Consider the following 21,884-nt stretch of genomic DNA (forward strand, 5'->3'; position numbering starts at 1 on the left):
CGGAACGTGCCGTGCGGCCGCTTCGGCGTGCCCTCCGAGCGCGGGAAGAACTCGTACCAGGACCCGTACAGCGCCCGTTCCCGCTCGACGAGCAGCGGCAGCGGCTCGCTGCTGGTCACCAGGTCCCGCAGCGGATACCGGGCCAGGACCGCGTCCACCTCCGGCGTCAACGCCGCCGCCAGCCGCGCCGCGGTGGGCAGCGAGTCGTCGCGCAGTGTCTCCGCCGCGTCGAGCAGCACGGCGCGGCCGGCGTCCTTCGGCACGCCGGCCGCGGCCCGCTCGTGGAGTTCCGCGCCCTCCTCCAGGACCAGGCCCGGGTCGATGCCGGCCGGGACCTTGATGCCCGCCGTGTGACGCCAGGTGGCCACCGGATCGCTCCAGGCCTCCACCCGGTACGACCAGCGGCCGACGGCGTCCGCGGTGACCTCGGCGCCCCAGCGGTCGCTGCCCGGGACCAGCTCCCGCATCGGCGTCCACGGCCCGGGGCGGCCCTCGGGATCCTTCAGGACGACCTGGGCGGCGACCGCGTCGTGCCCCTCCCGGAACACGGTGGCGGTGACCTCGAACGTTTCGCCCACGACCGCCTTGACCGGCCGGTTGCCGCTCTCCACGGCCGGGCGGACGTCCCGTACCGGGATACGGCCGATGGCCCGGGTCCTCTTCATGGTCCTCACCTCCACCGTGCTCGAAAGCCGGACCGCGGGGTCCGGTTCAGGGGACAGGATGTGCGGGAAGGCGGCTACCTTCCGGCCGGGGATCTCTGCTCGGCCGCCGCCGGAGATCTCCGCTCCGCAGCGGGTGATCTCCGCTCCGCCGCCGGGGACCTGCGGTCCGCCGCCGATGGTCTTCGCGCGACCGCCGCGGCCGGGCGGGGCCGTTCGTCGAGTTCCTGCAGATAGGTGCCCTGGTTGGCGCGCAGGTACCGCTCGGCCGCGTCCGCCGCCTCCCGCGCGCAGCGCTTGCCCATCAGCACGCAGAGCGTGTAGCCGGAGTCCTCGAACGTGGTCCGCACCGTGCGGTCGTTCGGTGCCGCGAGCATCACGCGTTCCCAGGCCCGGTAACGCCGCAACTGCCGGGCGACTTCGGCTTTGGCGGGTAGCAGCATGGCGCCGATCACCTTTCGGGCTCGAGGGACACGGTCTCCCGACGGTCGGACGGCGGCCGCGCCACAGCGACACGGATCCGTAACGGCGATCGAGTTCTTCACACATGGTGCACGCGTGGCGACGCAGCGTCTTGTTGGTTCTTCAACCAGTAGCGGCCCGGATGGGCTGTTGGGGTCCCCCCTCAGCGCTCACCTGTGCGCCCCACCGCCTCAGGCGTGCACTCGTGTTGCACGAACGGGCTAGCACCCTCAGTCTGAAGGTGACTCAGAAGCGATACGCGCTCACGTTCCGTGTTCGGGGCTCGTCCGCAGACCGCGGACGAGGAGGAGCTGAGCTTCGCGGTGAGGAGCCGACCGATGAAGACCGCAGTGCCCTGCTACTACCACCTCGACGTGGAAGTCAGCCCGGAACGGGTGGGACAGGTCAGCCGCATTCTGGCCGCTCACCTGAGGTTCTGGGACCTGGACAACCTGATCCAGCCCGTCTGTGGCGGTGCCGAGATGCTGCTCAAGGCCATCGACGAGCACGCCACGGACAAGAACACGTCGATCGAGATGTGGTGGAACCGGCAGCACCTGATCACCGCCATTGGGGACAACGACCGTGCCCTGCGTCCGGACCAGGAGCTGCGAGGCTGCCTGGAGCACCTCGCGGCCATGAGCGACGGCTGGGGCTGCTGCGCCACCGAGACCGGCAGCAAGGTCATCTGGTTCTCGCAGCGCGCCCGCGCCGGCGAACGCGTCCCGCTGGTGCCGACCGCGCCCGCGCCCCGGGAGAGCGAGGGTCTCGACGTGCCCCGCGAGGTACCGGTCACGCGGCTGGCCGGCCCGGCCGTCACCGAGGACGAGATCCTGGAGGACGCCCGGTGACCCGCCGGCAGACACGGCAAGGGGTGTCCGCCTGGAGCGGGCGCCCCTACCCGCTGGGTGCGGACTACGACGGGGAGGGCACCAACTTCGCGCTCTTCAGCGAGGTCGCCGAACGCGTCGAGCTGGTCCTCGTCGACGACGACGGCATCCACACCGAGGTACCGCTCACCGAGGTCGACGGCTTCGTGTGGCACGGCTACCTGCCCGGCGTCGGCCCCGGCCAGCGCTACGGCTACCGCGTGCACGGGCCGTGGGCCCCGGCCGCCGGCCACCGGTGCAACCCGGCGAAACTGCTCCTCGACCCCTACACCCGCGCGGTGGACGGGCAGGTCGACAACCACCCCTCGCTCTACGAGCGGAACCCGGACGGTCCCGACCCGGCCGACAGCGCCGGGCACACCATGCTCGGTGTCGTGACCGACCCGGCTTTCGACTGGGGCGACGATGCCCGGCCCTGCCGGTCCTACGCCGACACGGTGATCTACGAGGCACATGTCAAGGGTCTGACCCGCACGCACCCCGAGGTGCCCGCCGAACTGCGCGGCACCTACGCCGGGCTGGGGCACCCCGCGATCGTGGAGCACCTCACCTCGCTGGGCGTCACGGCCGTGGAGCTGATGCCGGTTCACCAGTTCGTCCACGACGGCGTGCTGCACGACCGCGGCCTGTCGAACTACTGGGGCTACAACACCATCGGCTTCTTCGCCCCGCACAATGGCTACGCCGCCCACGACACCCGCGGCGGGCAGGTCGCCGAGTTCAAGCAGATGGTGAAGACGCTGCACGCGGCCGGGCTCGAAGTGATCCTCGACGTGGTCTACAACCACACCGCCGAGGGCAACGAGAAGGGCCCCACCCTGTCCTTCCGCGGCATCGACAACTCCTCGTACTACCGCCTGGTCGACGGCGACTGGGAGCACTACTACGACACCACCGGCACCGGCAACAGCCTGCTGATGCGCCACCCCTACGTGCTGCAGCTGATCATGGACTCGCTGCGGTACTGGGTGACCGATATGCACGTCGACGGGTTCCGTTTCGACCTCGCGGCCACGCTGGCCCGGCAGTTCCACGAGGTGGACCGGCTGTCGGCGTTCTTCGACCTCATCCAGCAGGACCCGGTGATCAGCCGGGTCAAGCTGATCGCCGAACCGTGGGACGTCGGCGAGGGCGGCTACCAGGTGGGCAACTTCCCGCCCCTGTGGTCGGAGTGGAACGGCATGTACCGCGACGCGGTACGGGACTTCTGGCGCGGCGAGGACCACACGCTCGGCGAGTTCGCCTCCCGGCTGACCGGGTCCTCCGACCTGTACCAGCACAGCCGGCGCCGGCCCCGCGCCAGCGTCAACTTCGTCACCGCGCACGACGGCTTCACCCTGCGCGACCTCGTGTCGTACAACGACAAGCACAACGAGGACAACGGCGAGGACAACCAGGACGGCGAGAGCACCAACCGGTCCTGGAACTGCGGCGCCGAGGGCGTCAGCCGCGACCCGGCCGTGCTGGAGCTGCGCACGCGCCAGCAGCGCAACCTCCTCGCCACGCTGCTGCTGTCCCAGGGCATCCCGATGCTCTGCCACGGCGACGAGCTCGGGCGCACGCAGGGCGGCAACAACAACGCCTACTGCCAGGACAACGAGATCTCCTGGATCGACTGGCGGCTCACCGAGGAGCAGCGCGACCTGCTGGAGTTCACCCGCCACGTCATCCGGCTGCGCACCGGGCACCCCGTGCTGCGCCGGCGCCGCTTCTTCCTCGGCGAGACCCTGACCCGTGCGGACCAGCCGCTGCCCGACCTCGTCTGGCTGGCGCCCGGCGCCCGCGAGATGACTGACGAGGACTGGCAGCGCGGCGACGCGCACTCCGTCGGCGTCTTCCTCAACGGCGACGCCATCGCCGAACCCGACCACCGCGGCAGCCCGGTCGTCGACGACTCCTTCCTCCTGCTGTTCAACAGCCACTGGGAGCCGATCGGCTTCCGCCTTCCGCCCGCCGCCTACGGCGAACGCTGGACGGCCCTGGTCGACACGGCCGCCCCGGAGGGCACGCCGGACGAAACGGAGCACAAGGCGGGCACGGCCCTGACGGTGGGCGCCCGAAGCCTGGTCCTGCTGTCCCGCCCCTCCCGGGCAGGCCGGGCGGGCCGGAGCGAGGCGAGGTGACGGGGGACCAGGACCGCTGTACGGCGAGGACCCTTGCCCCCGGCTGCCCGCGGGTGGTGGGTGGCGCGTCGCGCGCGTGTGCCCGGGGCGCGGGCGACGACAGGAGTGCCCGGTGGGAGCGGAGTTGGCCGGGGACGAGGGCCCTCGGCAGCCGTCGGGGGCCGACGGCCTGCTGAGCGCTCGCGGGTCCCCGGGGCCGTGCCGCGCGGCCCCGGAATGCCCCGGTCCAGTAGTCACGGCGCCCTCGGCGCAGGCTTCCTCCCCGGCAGACGCCCGGCATGAGCCCCGGCAGGGAACCGCCCTGGCGTGCCGCCACCGCGCCTGCTCGCCGTCACGGTCGACGGCACCACCCGGCCACCGCACCGTCCCGGCGCGGCGGCCCTTCGGCGCGCATCCGCCCAGCGGGAAGGAACCGGCTGAGGCCCCGCGGGGCCCGTCACCGCCCCCGGCGTGCCGTCACAGTGAACTGTGCCCCGTCGTGGTCGCGCAGCACCGCCTCCGTGCTGCCCTTCGACAGCACGCTGCCGCCGTGCAGTTCCGCGGCACGCGCGCAGGCCTCCACGTCGTCGACGGTGAAGTGGACCTGCCAATGCGGGCGGATCGCGGGGTCGGGGGCCGCTTCCAGGGCGCCCGACTCGATGCGGGCGACCACGTCGCCGCGGCTGCGGAGGACGACCTCGCCGCCCTCGTAGTGGACCTCGCAGCAGCCGGGGCTCTGCGACGCCCAGTCGAGGACCTCGCCGTAGAAGATGGCCGCGTCGAAGGCGTCCCGGGTGTGGAGCGTGATGAAGGCGGGCTGCGCGTTGCGCCAGGTCTCCCAGTCGGTGAAGAGGTCGCCCTCCCAGATGCCGAAGGTCGCCCCGTCCCGGTCGGCCAGCAGCGCCGCCCGCCCCGGCGCCAGGGAGATCGGCCCGACCGCGACCGTGCCCATGCGTTCCTGCACGCGCGCCACCGCGTCGTCCGCGCTGCGCACCGCGAAGTACGGCGTCCACGCCACCGCCATCTGCCACATGGTCGCCACCCCCGCGATTCCGGCGACCGGCGACCCGTCCGCCAGCGCGATCCGGAACCGGTCGCCGAGCTTGGCGGGCCGCCACTGCCAGCCCAGCACGGCCCCGTAGAACTCCTCGGTCGCCTTGACGTCCCGGCTGGTCAGGCTCACCCAGCAGGGCGCCCCGAACACGGAGTGCGAGGAGAGGACGTCCTTCGTTCTTGAGGGAGTGGACATGTCGTGGTTCATGGCAGTCGCGTCCTGATCTCGTCGGCCTGGCAGCCACCGAAGCAATGGCACCAGTGTCCAACCGGAACCGTTGTGGGCGCCTGCCGAGTACCCCGGCGGGGGCGCCGAAACGAAGTCGAGAACCGGCCTGGTCCGCCCCGGTGGCACCGGGCGCGCCGAGTGACGACGATGGATGGGTCGGACACTGCGTCAAGGTACTCAAGCACCTGATGAGGCCTCGGGGGCAGCGGCGCACCGGACCCGGAGGTGACCATGCCCACGGACGGGGGCTCGGAGCGGATCCTCGCACTGCAGGAAGAGATCCAGCAGCTGAAGGAGGCGGTCGTCTCCCACGCCGTCGTGGACCAGGCGATCGGAATGATCGTGGTGCTCGGCCGGGTCTCCCCGGACCAGGGATGGGTCGTGCTGAAAGAGGTCTCCCAGCACACCAACATCAAGCTCCGCAACGTCGCGGAACTGATCCTCGTCTGGGGGCGCACCGGCATGATGCCCCGGGAGATGCGGGCCGCGCTGGAGGACGCCCTCGATCGCACCGGCCCGACCCAGATCCCGGGAGACTCACCGGGTGTCGGTGAGCAGTTCCTCACGCAAGTGGGCGAAGCAGCTGCTGAGCAGCCGGGAGACGTGCATCTGCGAGATACCGAGCTGATCCGCGATGCGGCTCTGCGTCATGCCCCTGAAGAACCGCAGGTAGAGGATGATCCGCTCGCGCTCCGGCAGCGCCTCCAGGCAGGGCCGGACGGCGACGCGGTTGACGACGGTGTCGAACGCCGGGTCCGGCCCGCCGATCGCGTCCCCGAGGGCGTAGCCGTCGGTGCCGGGCATCTCCGCCTCCAGCGACAGCGCGGAGAAGCACTCCAGCGCCTCCATGCCGGTGCGCACCTCGCCCTCGGTGAGCTGGGCGTACTCGGCGATGTCGGCGACCGTGGGGGAGCGGCCCGCGGTGGTCTGCGACAGTTCCTTGACGGCGTGCCGCACCCGGTTGCGCAGGTCCTGGACCCGGCGGGGCACGTGCAGCGTCCACATGTGGTCACGGAAGTGGCGCTTGATCTCGCCGGTGACCGTCGGCACGGCGTACGCCTCGAAGGCGTTGCCACGCGCCGGGTCGTAGTGGTCGACGGCCTTGACGAGCCCGAGGGCCGCCACCTGGTACAGGTCCTCGAGGGCCTCGCCACGGCCGCGGAAGCGGACCGCGATCCGCTCGGCCATGGGAAGCCAGGCCTCGACCAGTTCGTCGCGCAGGGCCTTGCGCTCGGGCCCCTCGGGCAGTCGCGCGAGCCGCCGGAACGCCTCGGCGGTGTCGGGGGCGTCATCGTGGGGGTGCGTTCGGGTGCTGTCGGCGATACGCATGGTGCGCACCTCTCTGAGCAGGTGCGGAAGGGACGGACACCATGGGAAGCGCGGACTCGGACCTCACGGGGCACCCGGGGCCCGGCCGGCCGGCTCCCACGGACGTGCCTCCTGTCCGAAGCACTTCACTGCCCATTCCCGGGCAGGGGCATAACCAAACAATTCAGACAATACGGCATTCGGGGTGACTTGGTCCCGCCGACGTTTCGAGGCGTCGCTCGACCCCCGACCTCGCCTCGGACCCGCCGGGACTGTCACAGGGCTGACCGTGGCCGCACGGGCCGGAGACCTTCGCGAGGAGCCGGCCGGCGCCCTCGTCGGGGTCCAGCGGTTGATCCGGCGGCGCTCACGTGGTTGATCTTCACTCGGGGAAGTGATGTGCGGCACGCCGGAGCAAGCGCTTTCACGCGCCGCCCCCGGATAACCGCTGGGCACGGCTTGATCACCGATCAAAAGGGGTGAACTGCCTGGCCACAGCGCATTCTGCTCATTTGACAGTGCGCTGAGACCACAGATAGGAAGCAGCTTCCAGAGGTCGAGAGGGTGCAGCGTGTACGAGCCGAACGTGGTCGGGGACTGGCAGGAGTACGACGAGCATGCCGGTCTGCGCGTCCGCGTCCACCGTCTGGAACCGGCCGAGCCGCCCCGCGGCCGGGACGACGCAGCCGACGGGCTGACCTACTTCTGCCTCCGCGTGACGGTCGAGAACCGCGGCAGCCGGCATCTCGGCGTCCACCTCGAGGACGGGCAGATCGACGTGCGGCTCGGCCCCGACGGGGAGAGCGCCTTCATCGACTGGCGCAACTCGCAGTTCATCGAAGGCTTCGACGTCTATCCGCTGCGCCGGGCCACCGCGGTGCTGTACGCGGCGGGCGCCGAGGCGTCTTTGAGTCTGGTGGATGTCCAGGTCCAGCTGCGCGTCGAGGAGGAGTGGACCGACCGCCGGCTCTGGTCGGGCGGCATCGGTGTGCACGAGGGCCCTGCCGGGGCCCAGCAGGGCGCTGTGCGGGACAGTCTGGCGCACCAGGTGAGCGTCTTCCTGCGGGACCAGGCGGAGGAAGGCACCGCCTGATCCGGCGTCAGGGCGCCGCGGAGGTCAGTGCGCGATGCCGTCGATGATCTCGCGGGCGCCCTGCCGTAGCAGGGCCACGGCGACCGAGGTGCCGAGCGTGGCCGGGTCGAGTCGGCCCGCCCACTCGTGGGCGTTGAGCCGCGTCTTGCCGTCCGGGGTGAACACACAGGCCCGCAGGGACAGTTCGCCGCTGCGGTCGACTCGCGCGAACCCGGCGATGGGGCTGTTGCAGTGCCCCTGCAGCACATGCAGGAACATGCGCTCGGCCGTCGTCTCCCGGTAGGTGTCCGGATCTCCGAGGCCGCTCACCGCGTCGATCAGATCGGCGTCGTCCTCGCGGCACTGCAGCGCCAGCACGCCCGCGCCGATGGGCGGCATCATCGTCTCGGTCGAGAGGATCTCGCTGATCACGTCCTGGCGGCCGATGCGCTCCAGCCCGGCGACCGCGAGCAGCAGGGCGTCGGCCTCGCCGGCGTGCAGCTTCGCCAGGCGCCGGTTGGCGTTGCCGCGGAACGGCACGCACTCCAGGTGCGGGTGCGTGGCGGCCAGTTGCGCGACCCGGCGCACCGAGGAGGTGCCGACGCGCGTCCCTGCGGGCAGCTCGTCGAGGGTGAGCCCGCCCGGGTGGATCAGGGCGTCGCGGACGTCGTCCCGCTTCAGGAACGCGGCGAACACCGTCCCCGCCGGAAGCGGCCGGTCGGCGGGCACGTCCTTCACGCAGTGCACGGCGAGGTCGGCCTCCCCGGCCAGCAGCGCCGCGTCGACCTCCTTGGTGAACGCGCCCTTGCCCTCGACCTGGGACAGATCACCCATCCACTTGTCCCCGGTGGTCTTCACCGGGACGACCTCGGTGCGCACGGCGGGATGGGCGACGGCCAACTCGGCCCGGACGCGCTCCACCTGGGCGAGCGCCATGGGGGAGTCGCGGGAGACGATGCGGATCAGTTCGGGGACGGACATGCCGACACGATAGACCCTCCCGGGGGAACGTTCGTGCCGAACCTCCCCCGACCGTCCGGCGGCGCACGTCACTTCGGGACGAGCGGCTCGCTCAGCTCGACAGCGCGCAGAGCCGCGGTGAGGGCCCGCTCGTCACCGATGTCGAGGGCCGTGTCGGTGAGCTTGATGACGTGTTCGTCGCCGTGGGCGAGGGCGCGCTCCAGCACTTCCTCCGCGGTGCGGCCGGGCGCGGGGAGGCGGTCGGCGGGAGCGGTGGTGGCGTACATGGCGGTGACCGCCGCCGACGCGGTCCACGCCGCGTGCAGGCTCGGCACCCACAGCTCGGACGGCAGGGAACCGAGCACCCGCAGCACGGCGTTGGGAGCCGTCGCCGCGTGCACCAGCATCGTCTCCTCGCCGTGGCCGTGGGCGGTGTAGCGGTGGGTGGCGGCACGGACCAGCTCGGTGAGGCGAGCCCGGGCGGTGGCCGGGTCGGTCACGTCGCCCGCCCAGCGCGGCAGCCGTCGTACGGCCTTCAGCCGGTCGAGGAACCCGCCCCGCGGATCGGTGACCGGCGGCACGGCGTCCAGGGCCCGCGCCGCGCTCGCCGCGGCGGGCAGCGGGGCGATGCCGGACACGGGACGGTGCCGGGCCGCCCAGTAGCCCAGGCCGTGCGCGAGTTCGGCGAGCCGTGGCGCGTTCTCACCGGCTTCCAGGGCCCGTACGGCGTGCCCGACGCGGATGACGGGGTGGGTGGAGCCGCCGTAGAGCCCGGGCAGCAGGCGGGGCCACCAGGTGGCGAGGACGTCCCGCCACGGCTGTCCGGCGAGGGCGCGGGTGAAGTGGCCGATCCAGTCGGCGGCCCGGCGGGGATCGCCCAGCGCCTCGCGCCAGTCGGCGTCCGTCACCGCGGTCACGGGCGCGGGGAAGTCCTCCAGCTTGTGCCGGTACAGGTCCAGCCAGCGGTGCACGGCGTCCGCCCGGCCGTGCGCGGCGAGCGCCTCCACGACCATGGGGGCGTGGTTGGTGAGCCGGCCGAGCCGCTCCGGCCCCGAGGCGTGAAGACGGCCGAGGGCTTCTTCGAGGGTCCCCGTCGTGTCGTACGTGTCCATGCCGGGACGCTATGCGGCCGCCCGACGCCGCCGGATCGGCCGCCGGGCGGAAGCCGGGCCGGGCCGGGGACCTAATGCCGCGGCACCAGGCACCCGGCCGGGCCGCACGGGATCAGGCGTACGGGTCGAAGGCGATGCCGGAGGGCTTCGCCGAGGCGAGGTGGTTGGCGAAACTCCCGTCCTTCAGGCCGAAGTTGGCGCTGCCGAAGTTATGCGACGTGAGCTTGTCGCGCACCCCGGCGGGGTAGCCGTTCCAGCCGACCAGCGGCGGGTACTGCCAGGTGCCCTCGTGGTTCTCCGGCGGCTCGTCGCCCGAGTTCGCGAGGCGGAAGCAGTGGGTGCCGATCCCGTCCTTGTGATAGACGATCTTCGGGTGCGTGCCGTCGAAGCGGACCGAGGACGCCGCGTGCACGGAGAACGAGCCGTGGGCGGACGTCGAGACGTACTTGACCTGGTTGTCCTGCACGAACACCGCGACGTGCTCGAAGTCGTGCCGGTGGCCGCCGATGCTGCTGCCGGCCACGGCCTGGTCCTTCTCGAAGTAGAGGGCGTACAGGATCGCGCACCAGCCGTTGTTGCACTTGTAGCGCGAGTAGCCGTTGGTGTTGTCGAGGTCCGAGGCGTCCCGGCAGTTGCCGTTCAGGGCACCGGTCGGGCTGAGCCCGCCGTTCACGACACCGTCCGAGCCGATCGCGGGCGTGGCGTAGCAGCCGTCGGTGTCGTAGTCGTAGGCGGGCTGGTACGTCCGCTCCAGCGACTCAGCGTTGGCGGGCAGGGCCCGGGGCGGGGCCGCGAAGGCCGTGGCGGGGAAGGCGAGGACCAGGGCGGCGGCACCGGCCGCTCCGGTGAGCCATCTCCTGCGCGATGTGAACGGGCGTGACGACACTGCGTCCTCCTCTTGATCCGGGCGCAGCCCAACGGCTGTGGGGGAAAGGGAGGTTCAGCTTCCAGGTTGAGCGCGTTCATGCCAAGAGGGGCGAGGGATCTCAACGGTGAATCACAAGGCAACAATTGGCGTCCGGTGTCGTTTCAGACCAGGTCGTCCGGGATGTCGGCCGCCGCCTCCCCGGGCGCGAGATCCGGCCGGAGCCGGAGCCAGGACGGCTGCCGGAGCAGTCCCTCCCGGGTGTGGGTGCTGTAGCGGACCTCGCCCACCAGCCGGGGCACGACCCAGTGCGCGCCCGGAGCGCGCGGGGCCGGGTCGAAGGGGCAGGCGCCGGTCGCGGCGGCCCTCAGCAGCGCGGCGAGTTCCGTGCGTTCGGCCTCGCTCCAGCCGGTGCCCACGCTCCCCACGTACCGCAGCCGCCCCGCGGCACGCTGTCCGACCAGCACCGCGCCCGGCAGGCCGGTGAGCCGCCCCTTGCCGGGCTGCCAGCCGCCGACCAGGACGTCCTCGGTCCGCATGTTGCGGATCTTGATCCAGGCCCGGGAGCGGACCCCCGGTTCGTACACCGAGTCCAGCCGCTTGCAGACCAGGCCCTCCAGGCCGTGCTCGCGGGTGGCGCGCAGCGCCTCGGCGCCGTGGCCGACGATCGCGGCAGGGGTCGACCAGGAGGGGCCGGCGAGGCCGAGGTCCTCCAGTGCCGAGCGGCGTCGCGCGTAGGGGAGGCGGAGCAGCGACCGGCCCGCCAGGTGCATCAGGTCGAACAGCACGACCTGGACCGGCACCTCCGCCGCCCTGCGCGCGGCCCGGGCGGGAGCGTGGGCCAGGCCCATCCGGGACTGCAGCAACTGGAAGCTCGCACGGCCCTGTTCGTCCAGGGCCAGGACCTCCCCGTCCAGCACGGCCGGCGTGGCGCCGAGGGCCGTGCCCAGCGGCCGCAGCTCGGGGTAGGCGGCGGTGATCGCGTCGCCGGAGCGGGCCCGCAGCAGCACGCTGCCGTCGCCGGGGAGGTAGACCACCACGCGCTGGCCGTCCTGCTTGGTCTCATAGGCCCAGCGCGCGTCCTGCGCGGGGGGCGGCAGGGTGCCGGGCGTGGCGAGCATGGGCGGGATCAGCGGCAGGTCCACGGGTGAGTTGTCGACGAGCCGGCGGGCGGTCACGCGCGTTTCCCGCGTCTTTCCCCTGAACGGCCTTGACGTCGAAGGACACCGCCGGACGCGGCCTGAAGGTCCGGCTGGGGCCAGGCGATGTCCGGCTGCCTCCTGTCCGCCCCGGCGGGTGACGCCGGGGCGGCCGTCTCCGTTCTGTCCGGGGGACGAGGCCTGAGTCGGTCGCCTCCGGTCCGCTCCGGCTGGTGAGGCTTGGTCCGCTGTCTCTGGTCCGCTCCGGCTGGTGAGGTTCGGTCCGCTGTCTCCGTTCCGCTCCGCCGGGTGAGGCCTGGGCCGCCGTTTCCGGTCCGCCCTTGGCCGTCGGCCGCGGCTCTGCCACGCGCTGCGGATGCCGGCCGACCGCCTGCCCGTCATGACCGTCGCCCGCCGCTGCGGCTGATCGTCCGCGCGCGTTCATCGCCGTCTTCCGCCGCTCGTCCGGCTGCACGCCGGGCGCCCGTCGACGGCATCGGCAGGACCCGGCGGACCGACCTGTCTACCGTCCAGTAATATCGCGCGGCAGGCCATCAGAGGAGGAACCGTGTCCCGGTCCGAACGCTCACCCCTGCTGCTCGCCGGCCTGCTGGCCACCGCGGGGATCACCCACTTCGCCGCCCCACGCCCGTTCGACGCGACCATCCCGGGCGGCCTGCCCGGCACGCCCCGGACCTGGACCTACGCCAGCGGTGCCGCCGAGCTCGCGCTGGCGGCGGGCCTGGCGCTGCCGCGCACCCGCAAGGCGGCCGCCCTGGCCACCGCGGCCTTCTTCGTCGGGGTGTTCCCGGCCAATGTGAAGATGGCCGCCGACTGGCGCCACCGCCCCACGCCGCAGAAGGCCGCGGCCTTCGGGCGCCTGCCCCTGCAGGTGCCCCTCGTGCTGTGGGCCCGCGGTGTCGCTCGGAACGCGGGGGGCCGGTCGTGAGCGCGCACCCGGAGGCCGGGGACAAGGTCGAGGACTTCGCCCTGCCCGACGAGACCGGCACCGTCCGCAGCCTGTCGGAGCTGCTGGCCGAGGGCCCGGTCGTGCTCTTCTTCTACCCGGCCGCCCTGACCCCCGGCTGCACCGCCCAGGCCTGCCACTTCCGCGACCTCGCCGCCGAGTTCGCCGCTGTCGGCGCACGCCCCGTGGGCGTCAGCGGCGACGCCGTCGAGCGGCAGCAGGAGTTCGCCGGACGGCACTCCCTCGGCATGCCGCTGCTGTCGGATGCGGACGGCGCGGTCCGCGAGCGGTTCGGCGTGAGGCGCGGCTTCTCCCTGGCGCCCACCAAGCGGACGACGTTCGTCATAGCGCAGGACGGCACCGTCCTCGACGTGGTCCGCAGTGAGCTGCGCATGAACGCCCACGCCGACCGGGCGCTCGCCGCGCTCCGCGCGCCCAGGGCCTGACATCGTCACGAATGCTGCGCCGCGGTTGATACCCGGCGGCAAAGGGATAATCCTGGACGATATGGAGGACTCCTCCGCTGCTGCGATCATCGACGCCCGCGGCATGGTGACGGGGTGGAGCGAGGGTGCCCGGCAGCTGACCGGCTATCCCGCCGACGAAGCCGTGGGCCGGGCGCTGCGGGACCTGCTCGCCGAGGACGTGCCGCCCGAGGCGGTGTCCGCCTGGTCGGGCACCGTCATGGTGCGGCACCGCGAGGGCTATCTGGTCGGGCTCCGCGTCAGGGCGTGCGCCGTGTCGGGCCGGGACGGGGAGCCAGGCGGTTACGTGATCACCGCCGCGCCACCCGGCCGGGCGGAGACCTCGCTGGCGGGCCGCGCGTTCCAGCAGGCGTCCATGTCGATGTCCGTCTTCGACATCAGTCAGCGCTACCTGCGGCTCAACGACGCCGCCTGCCACGTGATGGGCGTGTCCGAGGAGACCCTGCTCGGCCGGCACTTCCCGGAGACCGTGGAGGAGGCCGAGCACAGCCGCGGCTTCGACTGGCATCTCCGGCAGGTCGTCGAGACGGGCCGGCCGCTGCGGTACGAGAGCTACACCGGTGCCCCGGCCCTGAACCGGGAGCACGCCTGGGTGACCGAGATGTGGCCGGTCAGGGGCGCCGACGGCGAGCTCGTCGGCACCGCCCTGGCTGCGTTCGACAGCACCGAGCAGTACTGGGCCCGGCAGCGGCTGGCCCTGCTCAACGAGGCCGCGGCCGCCATCGGCACCACCCTGGACGTGGTGCGCACGGCCGAGGAACTCATCGGGGTCGTGGTGCCCCGGTTCGCGGACTTCGCGAGCGTGGACCTGTTCGACTGGGTCCTCGGCGCGGACGAGCAGCCGGTGGCGCCGGCCCATGAGATCACCCTGCGGCGGGTCGCCCACGGCTCCGTCACCGAGGGCACCCCCGAAGCCGCCGTGCGTCTGGGGGAAGTCGACGTCTACCCCGCGTTCTCGCCGATCGCCCGGGCCATGCGGGAAGGCCGGGCCGTCCTCAGCCAGGCAGGGGAACCGGCGTTCATGCGCTGGGTCGCCGAGCGCAATTCCCGCGCCCCGGAAGGACGCCCCTACCGCAAAGGCGTCCATTCGATGATGGCCGTACCGCTGCGGGCCCGCGGTACCACGCTGGGGGTCGCCATCGCCGTACGCGTGGCGCAGCCCGACGACTACGCCGCCGACGACGCCGTGTTCGCCGAGGAGCTCGCCAGCCGGGCCGCGGTCTGCGTCGACAACGCCCGCCGCTTCGCCCGGGAGCGCACCACCGCCCTCGCCCTCCAGCACAGCCTGCTGCCGAGGGGACTGCCCGGCCAGGCCGCCGTTCAGGTCGCCCACCGCTACCTGCCCTCCGGCTCGGCGGCCGGCATCGGCGGCGACTGGTTCGACGTGATCCCCCTGTCCGGCAGCCGCGTCGCCCTGGTCGTCGGAGACGTCGTCGGGCACGGCATCCCCTCCACGGCGACCATGGGGCGGCTGGTCACGGCCGTCCGCACCCTCGCCGACGTGGACCTGCCGCCCGACGAGCTCCTCACCCACCTCGACGACCTGGTCACCCATCTCGCCTCGGACGAGGGCGACGAGGTCGCCGAGCTCGGCGCGACCTGCCTCTACGCCGTCTACGACCCCGTCACCCGCCGCCTGAACCTGGCCGCCGCCGGGCATCCCGCGCCCGCCCTGGTGCTGCCCGACGGGTCCGCCCGGCTGATCCCCATGAGCGCCGGGCCCCCGCTGGGCGTCGGAGGGCTGCCGTTCGAGGCGACGGAGCTCCAGCTGCCCGAGGGCTCCGTCGTCGCCCTCTACACCGACGGACTCATCGAGGACCGCGACCGCGACATCGACCACGCCACCGACGAACTGTGCCGCACCCTGACCGTGCCCGCCGACTCGCTGGACGCCCTGTGCGACAGCGTGCTGAAGGCAGTCCTGCCGGAGGAACCCGGCGACGACGTGGCACTGCTGCTGGCCCGCACCCGGGCGCTGGGCGCCGACCAGGTCGCCACCTGGGACGTCACCCCGGACCCCGCGCAGGTGGCCGCCACCCGGCAGGCCGCCACCGACCAGCTCACCGCGTGGGGGCTGGACGAGACGGCCTTCGTCACCGAACTCGTCGTCAGCGAACTGGTCACCAACGCCATCCGGTACGGCGCCCCGCCCATCCAGCTCCGCCTGATCCGCGACCAGACCCTCATCTGCGAGGTCTCCGACGGCAGTTCGACCTCCCCGCACCTGCGGCGGGCGCACCAGGACGACGAGGGCGGCCGCGGCCTGCTGCTGGTCGCGCAGCTCACCCAGCGCTGGGGGAGCCGGCAGACCACCCGCGGCAAGACGATCTGGTGCGAACAGTCACTCACGCCGCTGTTCTGACCGGCTCCGTCCCGCCGCCGCGCGGCCCCACGGGCCCTCCCGCACCACGTCACACGGCTTCTTGTCGGCCCGCAGGCCCGCAGGCCCGCCAGCCAGCGGGCCCCGCAGTGTTGGGCGCCCGTCAGAACTCCTCGTGCACCTCGGGGTCCCCGCCGACCCTCCTGTGCGCCCGGTCCGCGACCGCGGTCATCTCGTCCTCGCTCAGCTCGAAGCCGAACACCTCGAGGTTGGCGCGCTGCCGCTCGGGGTTCGCCGACTTCGGGATGGGCACCGCCCCCAGCTGCGTGTGCCAGCGCAGCGCGACCTGCCCGGCCGACACCCCGTGCCGCTCGGCGATCCGCACGACGGCCGGATCCTGAAGCAACGGCGTGCCCCGGCCCAGCGGACTCCAGCTCTCGGTGACGATGCCCTTGCCCGCGTGGAAGGCGCGCAGTTCGTCCTGCGGCAGGAAGGGGTGCAGCTCGATCTGGTTGACGGAGGGCAGCACTCCGGTCTCCTTCTCCAGCCGCTCGATGTGCCCGGCCGTGAAGTTCGAGACGCCGACCGACCGGACGAGACCGTCCTCGCGCAGCTTGATCATGGCCTTCCAGGAGTCGACGTACCGGTCCACGCGCGGCAGCGGCCAGTGGATCAGGTACAGGTCGACGTACTCCAGGCCGAGGCGGGCCCGGGACTCCTCGAAGGAGGCGAGGGTCTCCTCGTAGCCGTGGTGCCGGCCCGGGAGCTTCGTCGTCACCACGATCTCCTCGCGCGGCACCACGCCGGAGACCACGGCCCGCCCGACCCCCGTCTCGTTGCGGTAGTTCGTCGCCGTGTCGATCAGGCGGTAGCCCGTCTCCAGGGCCGAGAGCACCGCCTGCTGCGCCTCGTCGTCGCCGAGCGGCCAGGTGCCCAGGCCCAGGGCGGGGAGCGTCGTGCCGTCGTTGAGCGTGTGCGTCGGGATGCTGATCACCTTCGGACCTTCCCGTTGGCTGTGTCGTCTGACTGTGTCGTCCCTCCAGCGTCACGGACGGGGCGAGCATGATCAACCGGACAGGCGGGGAACGAGGGCGGCGGAGTGGTCGCCCTCGGCGCGGATGGCTGTCACGATCTTCGGGAAGGAAGACCACGCCCACGACCAGCGGAGTGCGCATGACGGCGGACAGCATGACGACGGACGAGGCGGCGCGGCAGGCGGGGGTGGAGGTGCGGCCGGTCGCCGGGTACATCGGGGCCGAGATCAGCGGGGTCGACCTGGCCGCGGACCTCGATGACGCCGTGGTCGCCGCGATCAGGGCGGCGGTGCTGCGGTGGAAGGTGGTGTTCTTCCGGGAACAGCGGCTCGATCACGCCGGGCACGTGGCGCTGGCGCGGCGGTTCGGGGAACCGGTCGTGCTGCGGCGGCGCGGCAAGGCCTCGCCGCCGGACTTCCCCGAGATGGAGACGACCGCCGACCGGCTGGAGCTGGGCGGGCGGTTCGGCATGGAGCACGATGAATGGCTGCGGCGCCGCCGCCACACCCTGCTGCGCGGCTGGCACTGCGACCACGGCGCCCGCGTCGACCCGCCCGCCGCGACGATCCTGCGCGCCGAGACCGTCCCGCCCTACGGCGGCGACACCACCTGGTCGAACCTCGCGGCGGCGTACGCCGGGCTCTCTGCGCCGCTGCGGCAGTTCGCCGACGGGCTGCGGGCCGAGCACCGGCTCGGCGTCGGCTACCAGCCCCGGCCCGGCGACGACGCCTACGTCCGTCACCTGCTGGACCGTCAGGTGGCCTCGCTGCATCCCCTGGTGCGTGTCCACCCCGAGACCGGCGAGCGGATCCTGTACGTCAACGGCTACTACGTGGAGCAGATCGCCGGCCTCTCCCGGCCCGAGAGCAGAGCGATCCTGGAGATGCTGCTGGAGCAGGCGGTCCGGCCCGAGTACACCGTCCGGTTCCGCTGGGAGCCGGGCAGCGTGGCCTTCTGGGACAACCGGGCCACGATGCACCTGGCCCCCGGCGACACCGCCCACCTCGACCACCCGAGGATCATGCACCGCGTGATGCTCGCCGGGGACGTGCCCGTCGGGGTGGACGGCACCCCGTCGGAGGCGATCGTCGGGAGCGCGCCCGGCCGTTGGTGATGTGCGGGTCACGGGCCCAGGGCCGGGCCGAGCCGCGTCGCCCTGTCGGTGAGGATCCGCACGCGGCCCTCCGGGATCAGAGCAGGGGAATGGTCACCTCGTCCTCGACCGGCGGGGCGATCTCCTGGGCGCGGTTGCCGGTGGCCGCGTAGCAGCGCAGGCGGAGGGACTCCGGGGAGACGTCCAGGCGCAGGAAGCACTTGAAGAACGGCGGGCTGTACGTCGCCGAACTCGGCGAGAACAACGACGTGTAGAGCTTTCGCACGGGCAGCCGGAACCGCTTGGCCCGGTCGGGGCGGCGGCCGGTGCCGAGCAGCCCCGCGACCAGCCGGACCCGCCGGGTGACGCGGGTCGAGGAGCCCGGGGTGCGGGCGGGCTTGATGCCGAGGCGTTCGGCGATCACGGCCGTCGCCTCGGCCTCGGTGAGGGTGAAGAAGCGGCGCAGCCGCAGCCGGCGGCCGTAGAGCCGGCTGTAGAAGGCCAGGGAGTCGCCGCGCAGCGGGTAGCAGCGGAAGTCCTGCTCGGTGACGTTCGCGACGTTTACGCGGGGGATGGTGTGGGTGGCGTGCGTGAACGCCCCGCCCCCGCCCGCGACGACGTACTGCAGCGTGCGCCCGTCGTCCAGCCGGACCGGGTAGCGCTGGTAGTTGTGGATGTCGCCGCCGATCGCCGCCACATAGTGGTGGGCCGGGTCGCGGACGATGTCGTCGACGGTGCCGCCCCCTTCGACGGCGCATGGCTCGTGCCGGCCGTCCACGTACAGGGGCGAGCCGGTGACGAGGATCTTGGGGCGGGGCCCCCGGGAGACCTCACGCAGCCAGGCGCCCTGCTCGGCGTCGAGGGTGCCGAGCAGGCCGGTGTCGATGCCGATGATCCGCACCGGTCCGGCGTCGATCGCCCAGTACGGGCCCGGCTGGACGGCTCGCTGTGCGGGTGCCGAGCGCAACGCGCGTGCCTCGGCGAGTCGCCGGCCGTCGTCGGGACGCGGCCGGTGCCACAGCAGGGACCGCAGCCAGGCCCGGGTGAGCGGACGCGGCCGGGGCTCGGGCGGCAGGGGCGGGGCGTCGTCGCAGAAGACACGCATGAAGCCGCCGAGGTCCTCGTACCAGTCGTGGTTGCCGGGTATCGCGTAGATCGGCGCCCGGTAGTCCTGGTACGGGCGGAAGAACTTGGTGCCGTAGTCGTCCGCGCTGCCCACCGGGTAGATCACGTCACTGGCCAGGACGGCGAAGCGGGTGTCCTGACCCGTCTTCAGCAAGCCCGGCACGACGGCGTACTGGGGGTCGTCGCCCTCGCCGGTGTCGCCGATGACCAGGAACGAGAAGCGGTCCGGGTCGTCGCGCCGGATCACCTTGTCGGCCGGTGCTCCGGCCGCCTCGCGCTGCGCCACCCACCGGCCGCGGATCCGGCCGGTGGGGTCCCCGAACCAGGAGGCCAGCACGCCGTTGCGGGCGGCCCACAGCGTCTTCGGGTCCAGCCAGGAGATCTTCTCGGCCTTCGGCGGCATCAACTGCTGGTACGAACCGCGTTCGGCGGTACCCCAGCCGGCGCCCTCGGCGGTATCGCGTGAGGAGTCGGACACCGGTGCACCGTAACAATCGATCTACGGGCCGTCCGCAAGCGGGTACCTCACCGCTCGGTCGTGGGTGAGGCCGCCTCCCGCCGCGAAGGGCGCGGTGGCGCAACGGAGTTGGAGGCCGGGGCGGCAGGGGGAGATGCTGACCGCCGCTCGCTCACCAGCAGCGGGTCGAACATCACCACCACCCCGGCCAGCAGCAGGAAGACGACCGGGCCCAGCAGCATGGGCAGCAACAGGGACAGGGGCGAGTCACCGGCCCACGTCCCGCCGCTCATGTCGTGCACATGGACGCTGACGGCGGCCATGCCCGTGTAGTGCATGCCGGACACCGCCACGCCCATCACCAGGCTGGCCCCGAGGCTCGTCAGGAAGCCGCGGATCGTGACGGCCGACCACAGCGCCGCGGTCGCGGCGCCGACGGCGATCAGCACCGACAGCGCGACCCCCACCGGGTCGTAGCCGATGTCGCCGTTGAGCCGCATCGCCGCCATGCCCAGGTAGTGCATGACCGCCACGCCCAGCCCCGTGACCCCACCCGCGACCGCCAGGGTGGCCCCGCTCGTGCCGCGGTAGCCGACGATGAACACGCCGATGCCGACCACGACGACGGCAACGACGAGGCTGAGCACCGTCGTGGCCGCGTCGTACCGGATCCGGGTCTCCTCCACGTGGAAGCCGATCATGGCGATGAAGTGCATCGTCCAGATGCCGCACCCCATGGAGGCGGCGCCCAGGGCCAGCCAGCCGGCCTTCCACGACTGCGCGTCGAGCACCGAGCGCACGATGCACCGCAGCCCCAGCGCCCCTCCTAAGCAGGCCATCACATACGCCGCCACTGGGGTCACCGCACCGTAGCGGAACCCGTCGACCGTGCCGTCCATGAGCCAACTCCCCCCGAGTCCTGGCTGGTGTCCAGCAAGGTCTACGCGCAGGGATCGCCGGAGGGCAAGCCCTTACCGTCGGTAGACGGGCAACTTCCGTTCCCGGGAGTCCGATTCGGGTCAGAACGTGCGCTTCAGCAGGTCGAGCAGCGCCGACCAGTGCCGCTCGTCGCCCTCCCGGTGGTACGCCGCGGTGTCGGCCTGCGTGAAACCGTGGGGCGCGCCCGCGTACACCTCACACCGGTGGCGGACGCCCGCCGCGGTCAGGGCCTCCTCCAGGCGGTCGATCTGCTCCTGCGGCAGCGACGGGTCCTGGTCGGCGTGGCCGAAGTACAGCTCGGCGGTGACCCGGCCGGCGACCAGGTGGGGGCTGTCCGGCGCGTCCGTCGCCAGCCGCCCGCCGTGGAAGCCGGCCGCCGCCGCGACCCGCTCCGGGTAGGTGCCGGCGGTGAGCAGGGAGAGCCGGGCGCCCATGCAGTAGCCGGTCACGGCGACCGGGCCGTCGGCCACGGCGGGCGACTCCGCCAGCCTGCGCAGATAGGCCCCGGCGTCCCGCATCGCCCGCTCGGGCGTCAGGGCCCGCATGACCGGCATGACGCGTTCGAATATCTCCGGACGCGCCCCCGGGTCGATGAACTCGGGCAGATCGAACAGCGGGGCGCGGCCGGCCCGGTAGAACACGTTGGGCACCAGCACCGTGTAGCCCACGGCGGCCAGCCGGTCGGCCATGGACCGCAGCTGCGGACGCAGCCCGAAGGCGTCCATGAACAGCAGCACCGCCGGATGGGCGGCGCCGTCGGCCGGGTGGACCAGATAGGCGTCGGCGGTGCCGTCCTCGGTGGGGATGTCCACTGCGGTTCCCTGTACAGCGGTCATGGCCGGGGTGCCTCTCTGCGGGGGTGTGGTCCGGGAACCCGCCCGCGTGACCGGACGGATCATGGTCATCGTGACACGCCGCTTCCCGGGGCATTTCGCCCACCCCCGGCGGGCGGCGAGACCGTGAACGACCCTTGGCCCGGCCTTTACTCGAACCGTGAGGTATCGCCCGCGCCGTGCCGCACGATCTCGGCCTCGCCGCCGGAGAAGTCGATGACCGTCGTCGGCTCGGTGCCGCAGTCACCGGAGTCGACCACCCCGTCGAGCACGTGGTCGAGCAGGTCCTTGATCTCCCAGCCCTGCGTCAGCGGCTCCTCCTCGCCGGGCAGCAGCAGCGTGCTGGACAGCAGCGGCTCACCGAGCTCGGCGAGCAGTGCCTGGGTGACGACGTGGTCGGGGATGCGGACCCCGACCGTCTTCTTCTTGGGGTGCTGCAGCATGCGCGGCACCTCCTTCGTCGCGGGCAGGATGAAGGTGTAACTGCCGGGTGTCGACGCCTTGATCGCGCGGAACACGTCGTTGTCGATCCGCACGAACTGGCCCAGCTGTGCGAAGTCCTGGCACACGAGGGTGAAGTGGTGCCGGTCGTCCAGCTTGCGGATCGTACGGATCCGCTCGATGCCGTCACGGCTGCCCAGGCGGCAGCCCAGTGCGTAACAGGAGTCCGTGGGGTAGGCGACCAGGGCGTCGGCGCGGATGCTGTCGGCGATCTGGCCGATGGTGCGCGGCTGGGGGTTGTCGGGGTGCACGTCGTAGTACTTCGCCATCCGCCGA

At 72.5% G+C, this 21,884-nt stretch carries 19 protein-coding genes and 2 pseudogenes; 8 read left to right on the top strand and 13 right to left on the bottom strand.

The features are described from left to right. Together ACZ5TL_RS29240 and ACZ5TL_RS29245 are read right to left on the bottom strand one after the other, a co-directional pair. Positions 1-665: maltotransferase domain-containing protein (locus ACZ5TL_RS29240; RefSeq protein WP_468593533.1), on the bottom strand; the 665-nt coding region annotated here is incomplete at its 3' end. A gap of 149 nt (positions 666-814) precedes the next feature. Then, positions 815-1,105 (bottom strand): annotated as a pseudogene (locus tag ACZ5TL_RS29245) (DUF5133 domain-containing protein); the annotation flags it as partial. Positions 1,106-1,462: 357 nt separating this feature from the next. Here ACZ5TL_RS29245 and ACZ5TL_RS29250 point away from each other — a divergent pair. Further along, on the top strand, positions 1,463-1,975 hold the full coding sequence (locus tag ACZ5TL_RS29250; RefSeq protein ID WP_468593535.1) for a pep a2: 513 nt from the start codon (positions 1,463-1,465) through the stop codon (positions 1,973-1,975). Continuing rightward, complete coding sequence (glgX, locus tag ACZ5TL_RS29255; RefSeq protein ID WP_468593536.1) at positions 1,972-4,137, top strand: glycogen debranching protein GlgX; 2,166 nt, start codon at positions 1,972-1,974, stop codon at positions 4,135-4,137. The genes ACZ5TL_RS29250 and glgX overlap by 4 nt, the downstream gene beginning before the upstream one ends. A gap of 436 nt (positions 4,138-4,573) precedes the next feature. Here glgX and ACZ5TL_RS29260 read toward each other — a convergent pair whose 3' ends face one another. After that, a complete protein-coding gene (locus tag ACZ5TL_RS29260) occupies positions 4,574-5,377 on the bottom strand; it encodes a VOC family protein (protein ID WP_468593537.1) in 804 nt (267 codons plus the stop codon). 252 nt (positions 5,378-5,629) lie between these two features. Between ACZ5TL_RS29260 and ACZ5TL_RS29265 the strand changes: the two are divergent. Continuing rightward, positions 5,630-5,941: pseudogene (locus tag ACZ5TL_RS29265) on the top strand (ANTAR domain-containing protein); the annotation flags it as partial. Here ACZ5TL_RS29265 and ACZ5TL_RS29270 read toward each other — a convergent pair. Then, complete coding sequence (locus tag ACZ5TL_RS29270) at positions 5,936-6,727, bottom strand: RNA polymerase sigma factor SigF (protein ID WP_468593539.1); 792 nt, start codon at positions 6,725-6,727, stop codon at positions 5,936-5,938. The pseudogene ACZ5TL_RS29265 and the gene ACZ5TL_RS29270 overlap by 6 nt on opposite strands. Before the next feature lie 550 nt (positions 6,728-7,277). Here ACZ5TL_RS29270 and ACZ5TL_RS29275 point away from each other — a divergent pair. Beyond that, the gene (locus ACZ5TL_RS29275; RefSeq protein WP_468593540.1) at positions 7,278-7,799 is read left to right on the top strand and encodes a hypothetical protein; all 522 of its coding nucleotides are present in this window, start codon (positions 7,278-7,280) and stop codon (positions 7,797-7,799) included. 24 nt (positions 7,800-7,823) lie between these two features. Here the strand turns inward: ACZ5TL_RS29275 and hemC are convergent, their stop codons facing one another. The 4 genes from hemC to ligD form a co-directional block, all read right to left on the bottom strand. Beyond that, a complete protein-coding gene (gene hemC / locus ACZ5TL_RS29280; protein ID WP_468593541.1) occupies positions 7,824-8,759 on the bottom strand; it encodes a hydroxymethylbilane synthase in 936 nt (311 codons plus the stop codon). 68 nt (positions 8,760-8,827) lie between these two features. Continuing rightward, positions 8,828-9,850 (bottom strand): questin oxidase family protein, encoded by a 1,023-nt coding sequence (locus tag ACZ5TL_RS29285; RefSeq protein ID WP_468593542.1) that lies wholly within the window; start codon positions 9,848-9,850, stop codon positions 8,828-8,830. 112 nt (positions 9,851-9,962) lie between these two features. Further along, entirely contained in the window at positions 9,963-10,736 is a 774-nt protein-coding gene (locus ACZ5TL_RS29290) for an NPP1 family protein (RefSeq protein WP_468593543.1), read from the bottom strand. Positions 10,737-10,879: 143 nt separating this feature from the next. Then, entirely contained in the window at positions 10,880-11,860 is a 981-nt protein-coding gene (gene ligD / locus ACZ5TL_RS29295) for a non-homologous end-joining DNA ligase (protein WP_468593700.1), read from the bottom strand. Positions 11,861-12,422: 562 nt separating this feature from the next. On the opposite strand from ligD, the gene ACZ5TL_RS29300 reads away from it, so the two are divergent. The 3 genes from ACZ5TL_RS29300 to ACZ5TL_RS29310 all read left to right on the top strand — a co-directional run bounded on the left by ACZ5TL_RS29300 (position 12,423) and on the right by ACZ5TL_RS29310 (position 15,668). Continuing rightward, positions 12,423-12,803: a DoxX family protein gene (locus ACZ5TL_RS29300; protein WP_468593544.1), complete on the top strand. Its 381-nt coding sequence runs from the start codon at positions 12,423-12,425 to the stop codon at positions 12,801-12,803. Further along, the gene (locus tag ACZ5TL_RS29305) at positions 12,800-13,267 is read left to right on the top strand and encodes a peroxiredoxin (protein ID WP_468593545.1); all 468 of its coding nucleotides are present in this window, start codon (positions 12,800-12,802) and stop codon (positions 13,265-13,267) included. Before ACZ5TL_RS29300 ends, ACZ5TL_RS29305 begins: the two co-directional genes overlap by 4 nt. Before the next feature lie 61 nt (positions 13,268-13,328). Continuing rightward, on the top strand, positions 13,329-15,668 hold the full coding sequence (locus ACZ5TL_RS29310; RefSeq protein ID WP_468593546.1) for a SpoIIE family protein phosphatase: 2,340 nt from the start codon (positions 13,329-13,331) through the stop codon (positions 15,666-15,668). A gap of 121 nt (positions 15,669-15,789) precedes the next feature. Here ACZ5TL_RS29310 and ACZ5TL_RS29315 read toward each other — a convergent pair whose 3' ends face one another. Beyond that, positions 15,790-16,620, bottom strand: a complete 831-nt coding sequence (locus ACZ5TL_RS29315) for an aldo/keto reductase (RefSeq protein WP_468593547.1) — start codon at positions 16,618-16,620, stop codon at positions 15,790-15,792. Positions 16,621-16,799: 179 nt separating this feature from the next. Between ACZ5TL_RS29315 and ACZ5TL_RS29320 the strand changes: the two genes are divergently transcribed. Next, positions 16,800-17,774, top strand: a complete 975-nt coding sequence (locus tag ACZ5TL_RS29320; RefSeq protein WP_468593549.1) for a TauD/TfdA dioxygenase family protein — start codon at positions 16,800-16,802, stop codon at positions 17,772-17,774. A gap of 76 nt (positions 17,775-17,850) precedes the next feature. Here ACZ5TL_RS29320 and ACZ5TL_RS29325 read toward each other — a convergent pair whose 3' ends face one another. From ACZ5TL_RS29325 to ACZ5TL_RS29340, 4 genes are all read right to left on the bottom strand, one after another. Next, on the bottom strand, positions 17,851-19,356 hold the full coding sequence (locus ACZ5TL_RS29325; RefSeq protein ID WP_468593550.1) for a metallophosphoesterase family protein: 1,506 nt from the start codon (positions 19,354-19,356) through the stop codon (positions 17,851-17,853). A 47-nt stretch (positions 19,357-19,403) separates the two neighbouring features. Then, positions 19,404-20,234, bottom strand: coding sequence for an MHYT domain-containing protein (locus tag ACZ5TL_RS29330; protein ID WP_468593551.1), 831 nt, complete (start codon positions 20,232-20,234; stop codon positions 19,404-19,406). A gap of 120 nt (positions 20,235-20,354) precedes the next feature. After that, complete coding sequence (locus ACZ5TL_RS29335; RefSeq protein WP_468593552.1) at positions 20,355-21,110, bottom strand: dienelactone hydrolase family protein; 756 nt, start codon at positions 21,108-21,110, stop codon at positions 20,355-20,357. A 146-nt stretch (positions 21,111-21,256) separates the two neighbouring features. Continuing rightward, positions 21,257-21,877 (bottom strand): L-threonylcarbamoyladenylate synthase, encoded by a 621-nt coding sequence (locus ACZ5TL_RS29340; RefSeq protein ID WP_468593553.1) that lies wholly within the window; start codon positions 21,875-21,877, stop codon positions 21,257-21,259. Between the last annotated feature and the right edge of the window lie 7 nt (positions 21,878-21,884).

It is taken from the genome of Streptomyces sp. NPDC033136 (genome assembly GCF_055578235.1).

Bases quoted from the DNA above. Each gene is read 5' to 3' on its own strand.
- ACZ5TL_RS29335 (WP_468593552.1), bottom strand. From the start codon at position 21,110: ATGACCGCTGTACAGGGAACCGCAGTGGACATCCCCACCGAGGACGGC.
- hemC (WP_468593541.1), bottom strand. From the start codon at position 8,759: ATGTCCGTCCCCGAACTGATCCGCATCGTCTCCCGCGACTCCCCCATG.
- ACZ5TL_RS29310 (WP_468593546.1), top strand. From the start codon at position 13,329: ATGGAGGACTCCTCCGCTGCTGCGATCATCGACGCCCGCGGCATGGTG.
- ACZ5TL_RS29340 (WP_468593553.1), bottom strand. From the start codon at position 21,877: ATGGCGAAGTACTACGACGTGCACCCCGACAACCCCCAGCCGCGCACC.
- ACZ5TL_RS29260 (WP_468593537.1), bottom strand. From the start codon at position 5,377: ATGAACCACGACATGTCCACTCCCTCAAGAACGAAGGACGTCCTCTCC.
- ACZ5TL_RS29270 (WP_468593539.1), bottom strand. From the start codon at position 6,727: ATGCGTATCGCCGACAGCACCCGAACGCACCCCCACGATGACGCCCCC.
- ACZ5TL_RS29250 (WP_468593535.1), top strand. From the start codon at position 1,463: ATGAAGACCGCAGTGCCCTGCTACTACCACCTCGACGTGGAAGTCAGC.
- ACZ5TL_RS29320 (WP_468593549.1), top strand. From the start codon at position 16,800: ATGACGGCGGACAGCATGACGACGGACGAGGCGGCGCGGCAGGCGGGG.
- ACZ5TL_RS29285 (WP_468593542.1), bottom strand. From the start codon at position 9,850: ATGGACACGTACGACACGACGGGGACCCTCGAAGAAGCCCTCGGCCGT.
- ACZ5TL_RS29330 (WP_468593551.1), bottom strand. From the start codon at position 20,234: ATGGACGGCACGGTCGACGGGTTCCGCTACGGTGCGGTGACCCCAGTG.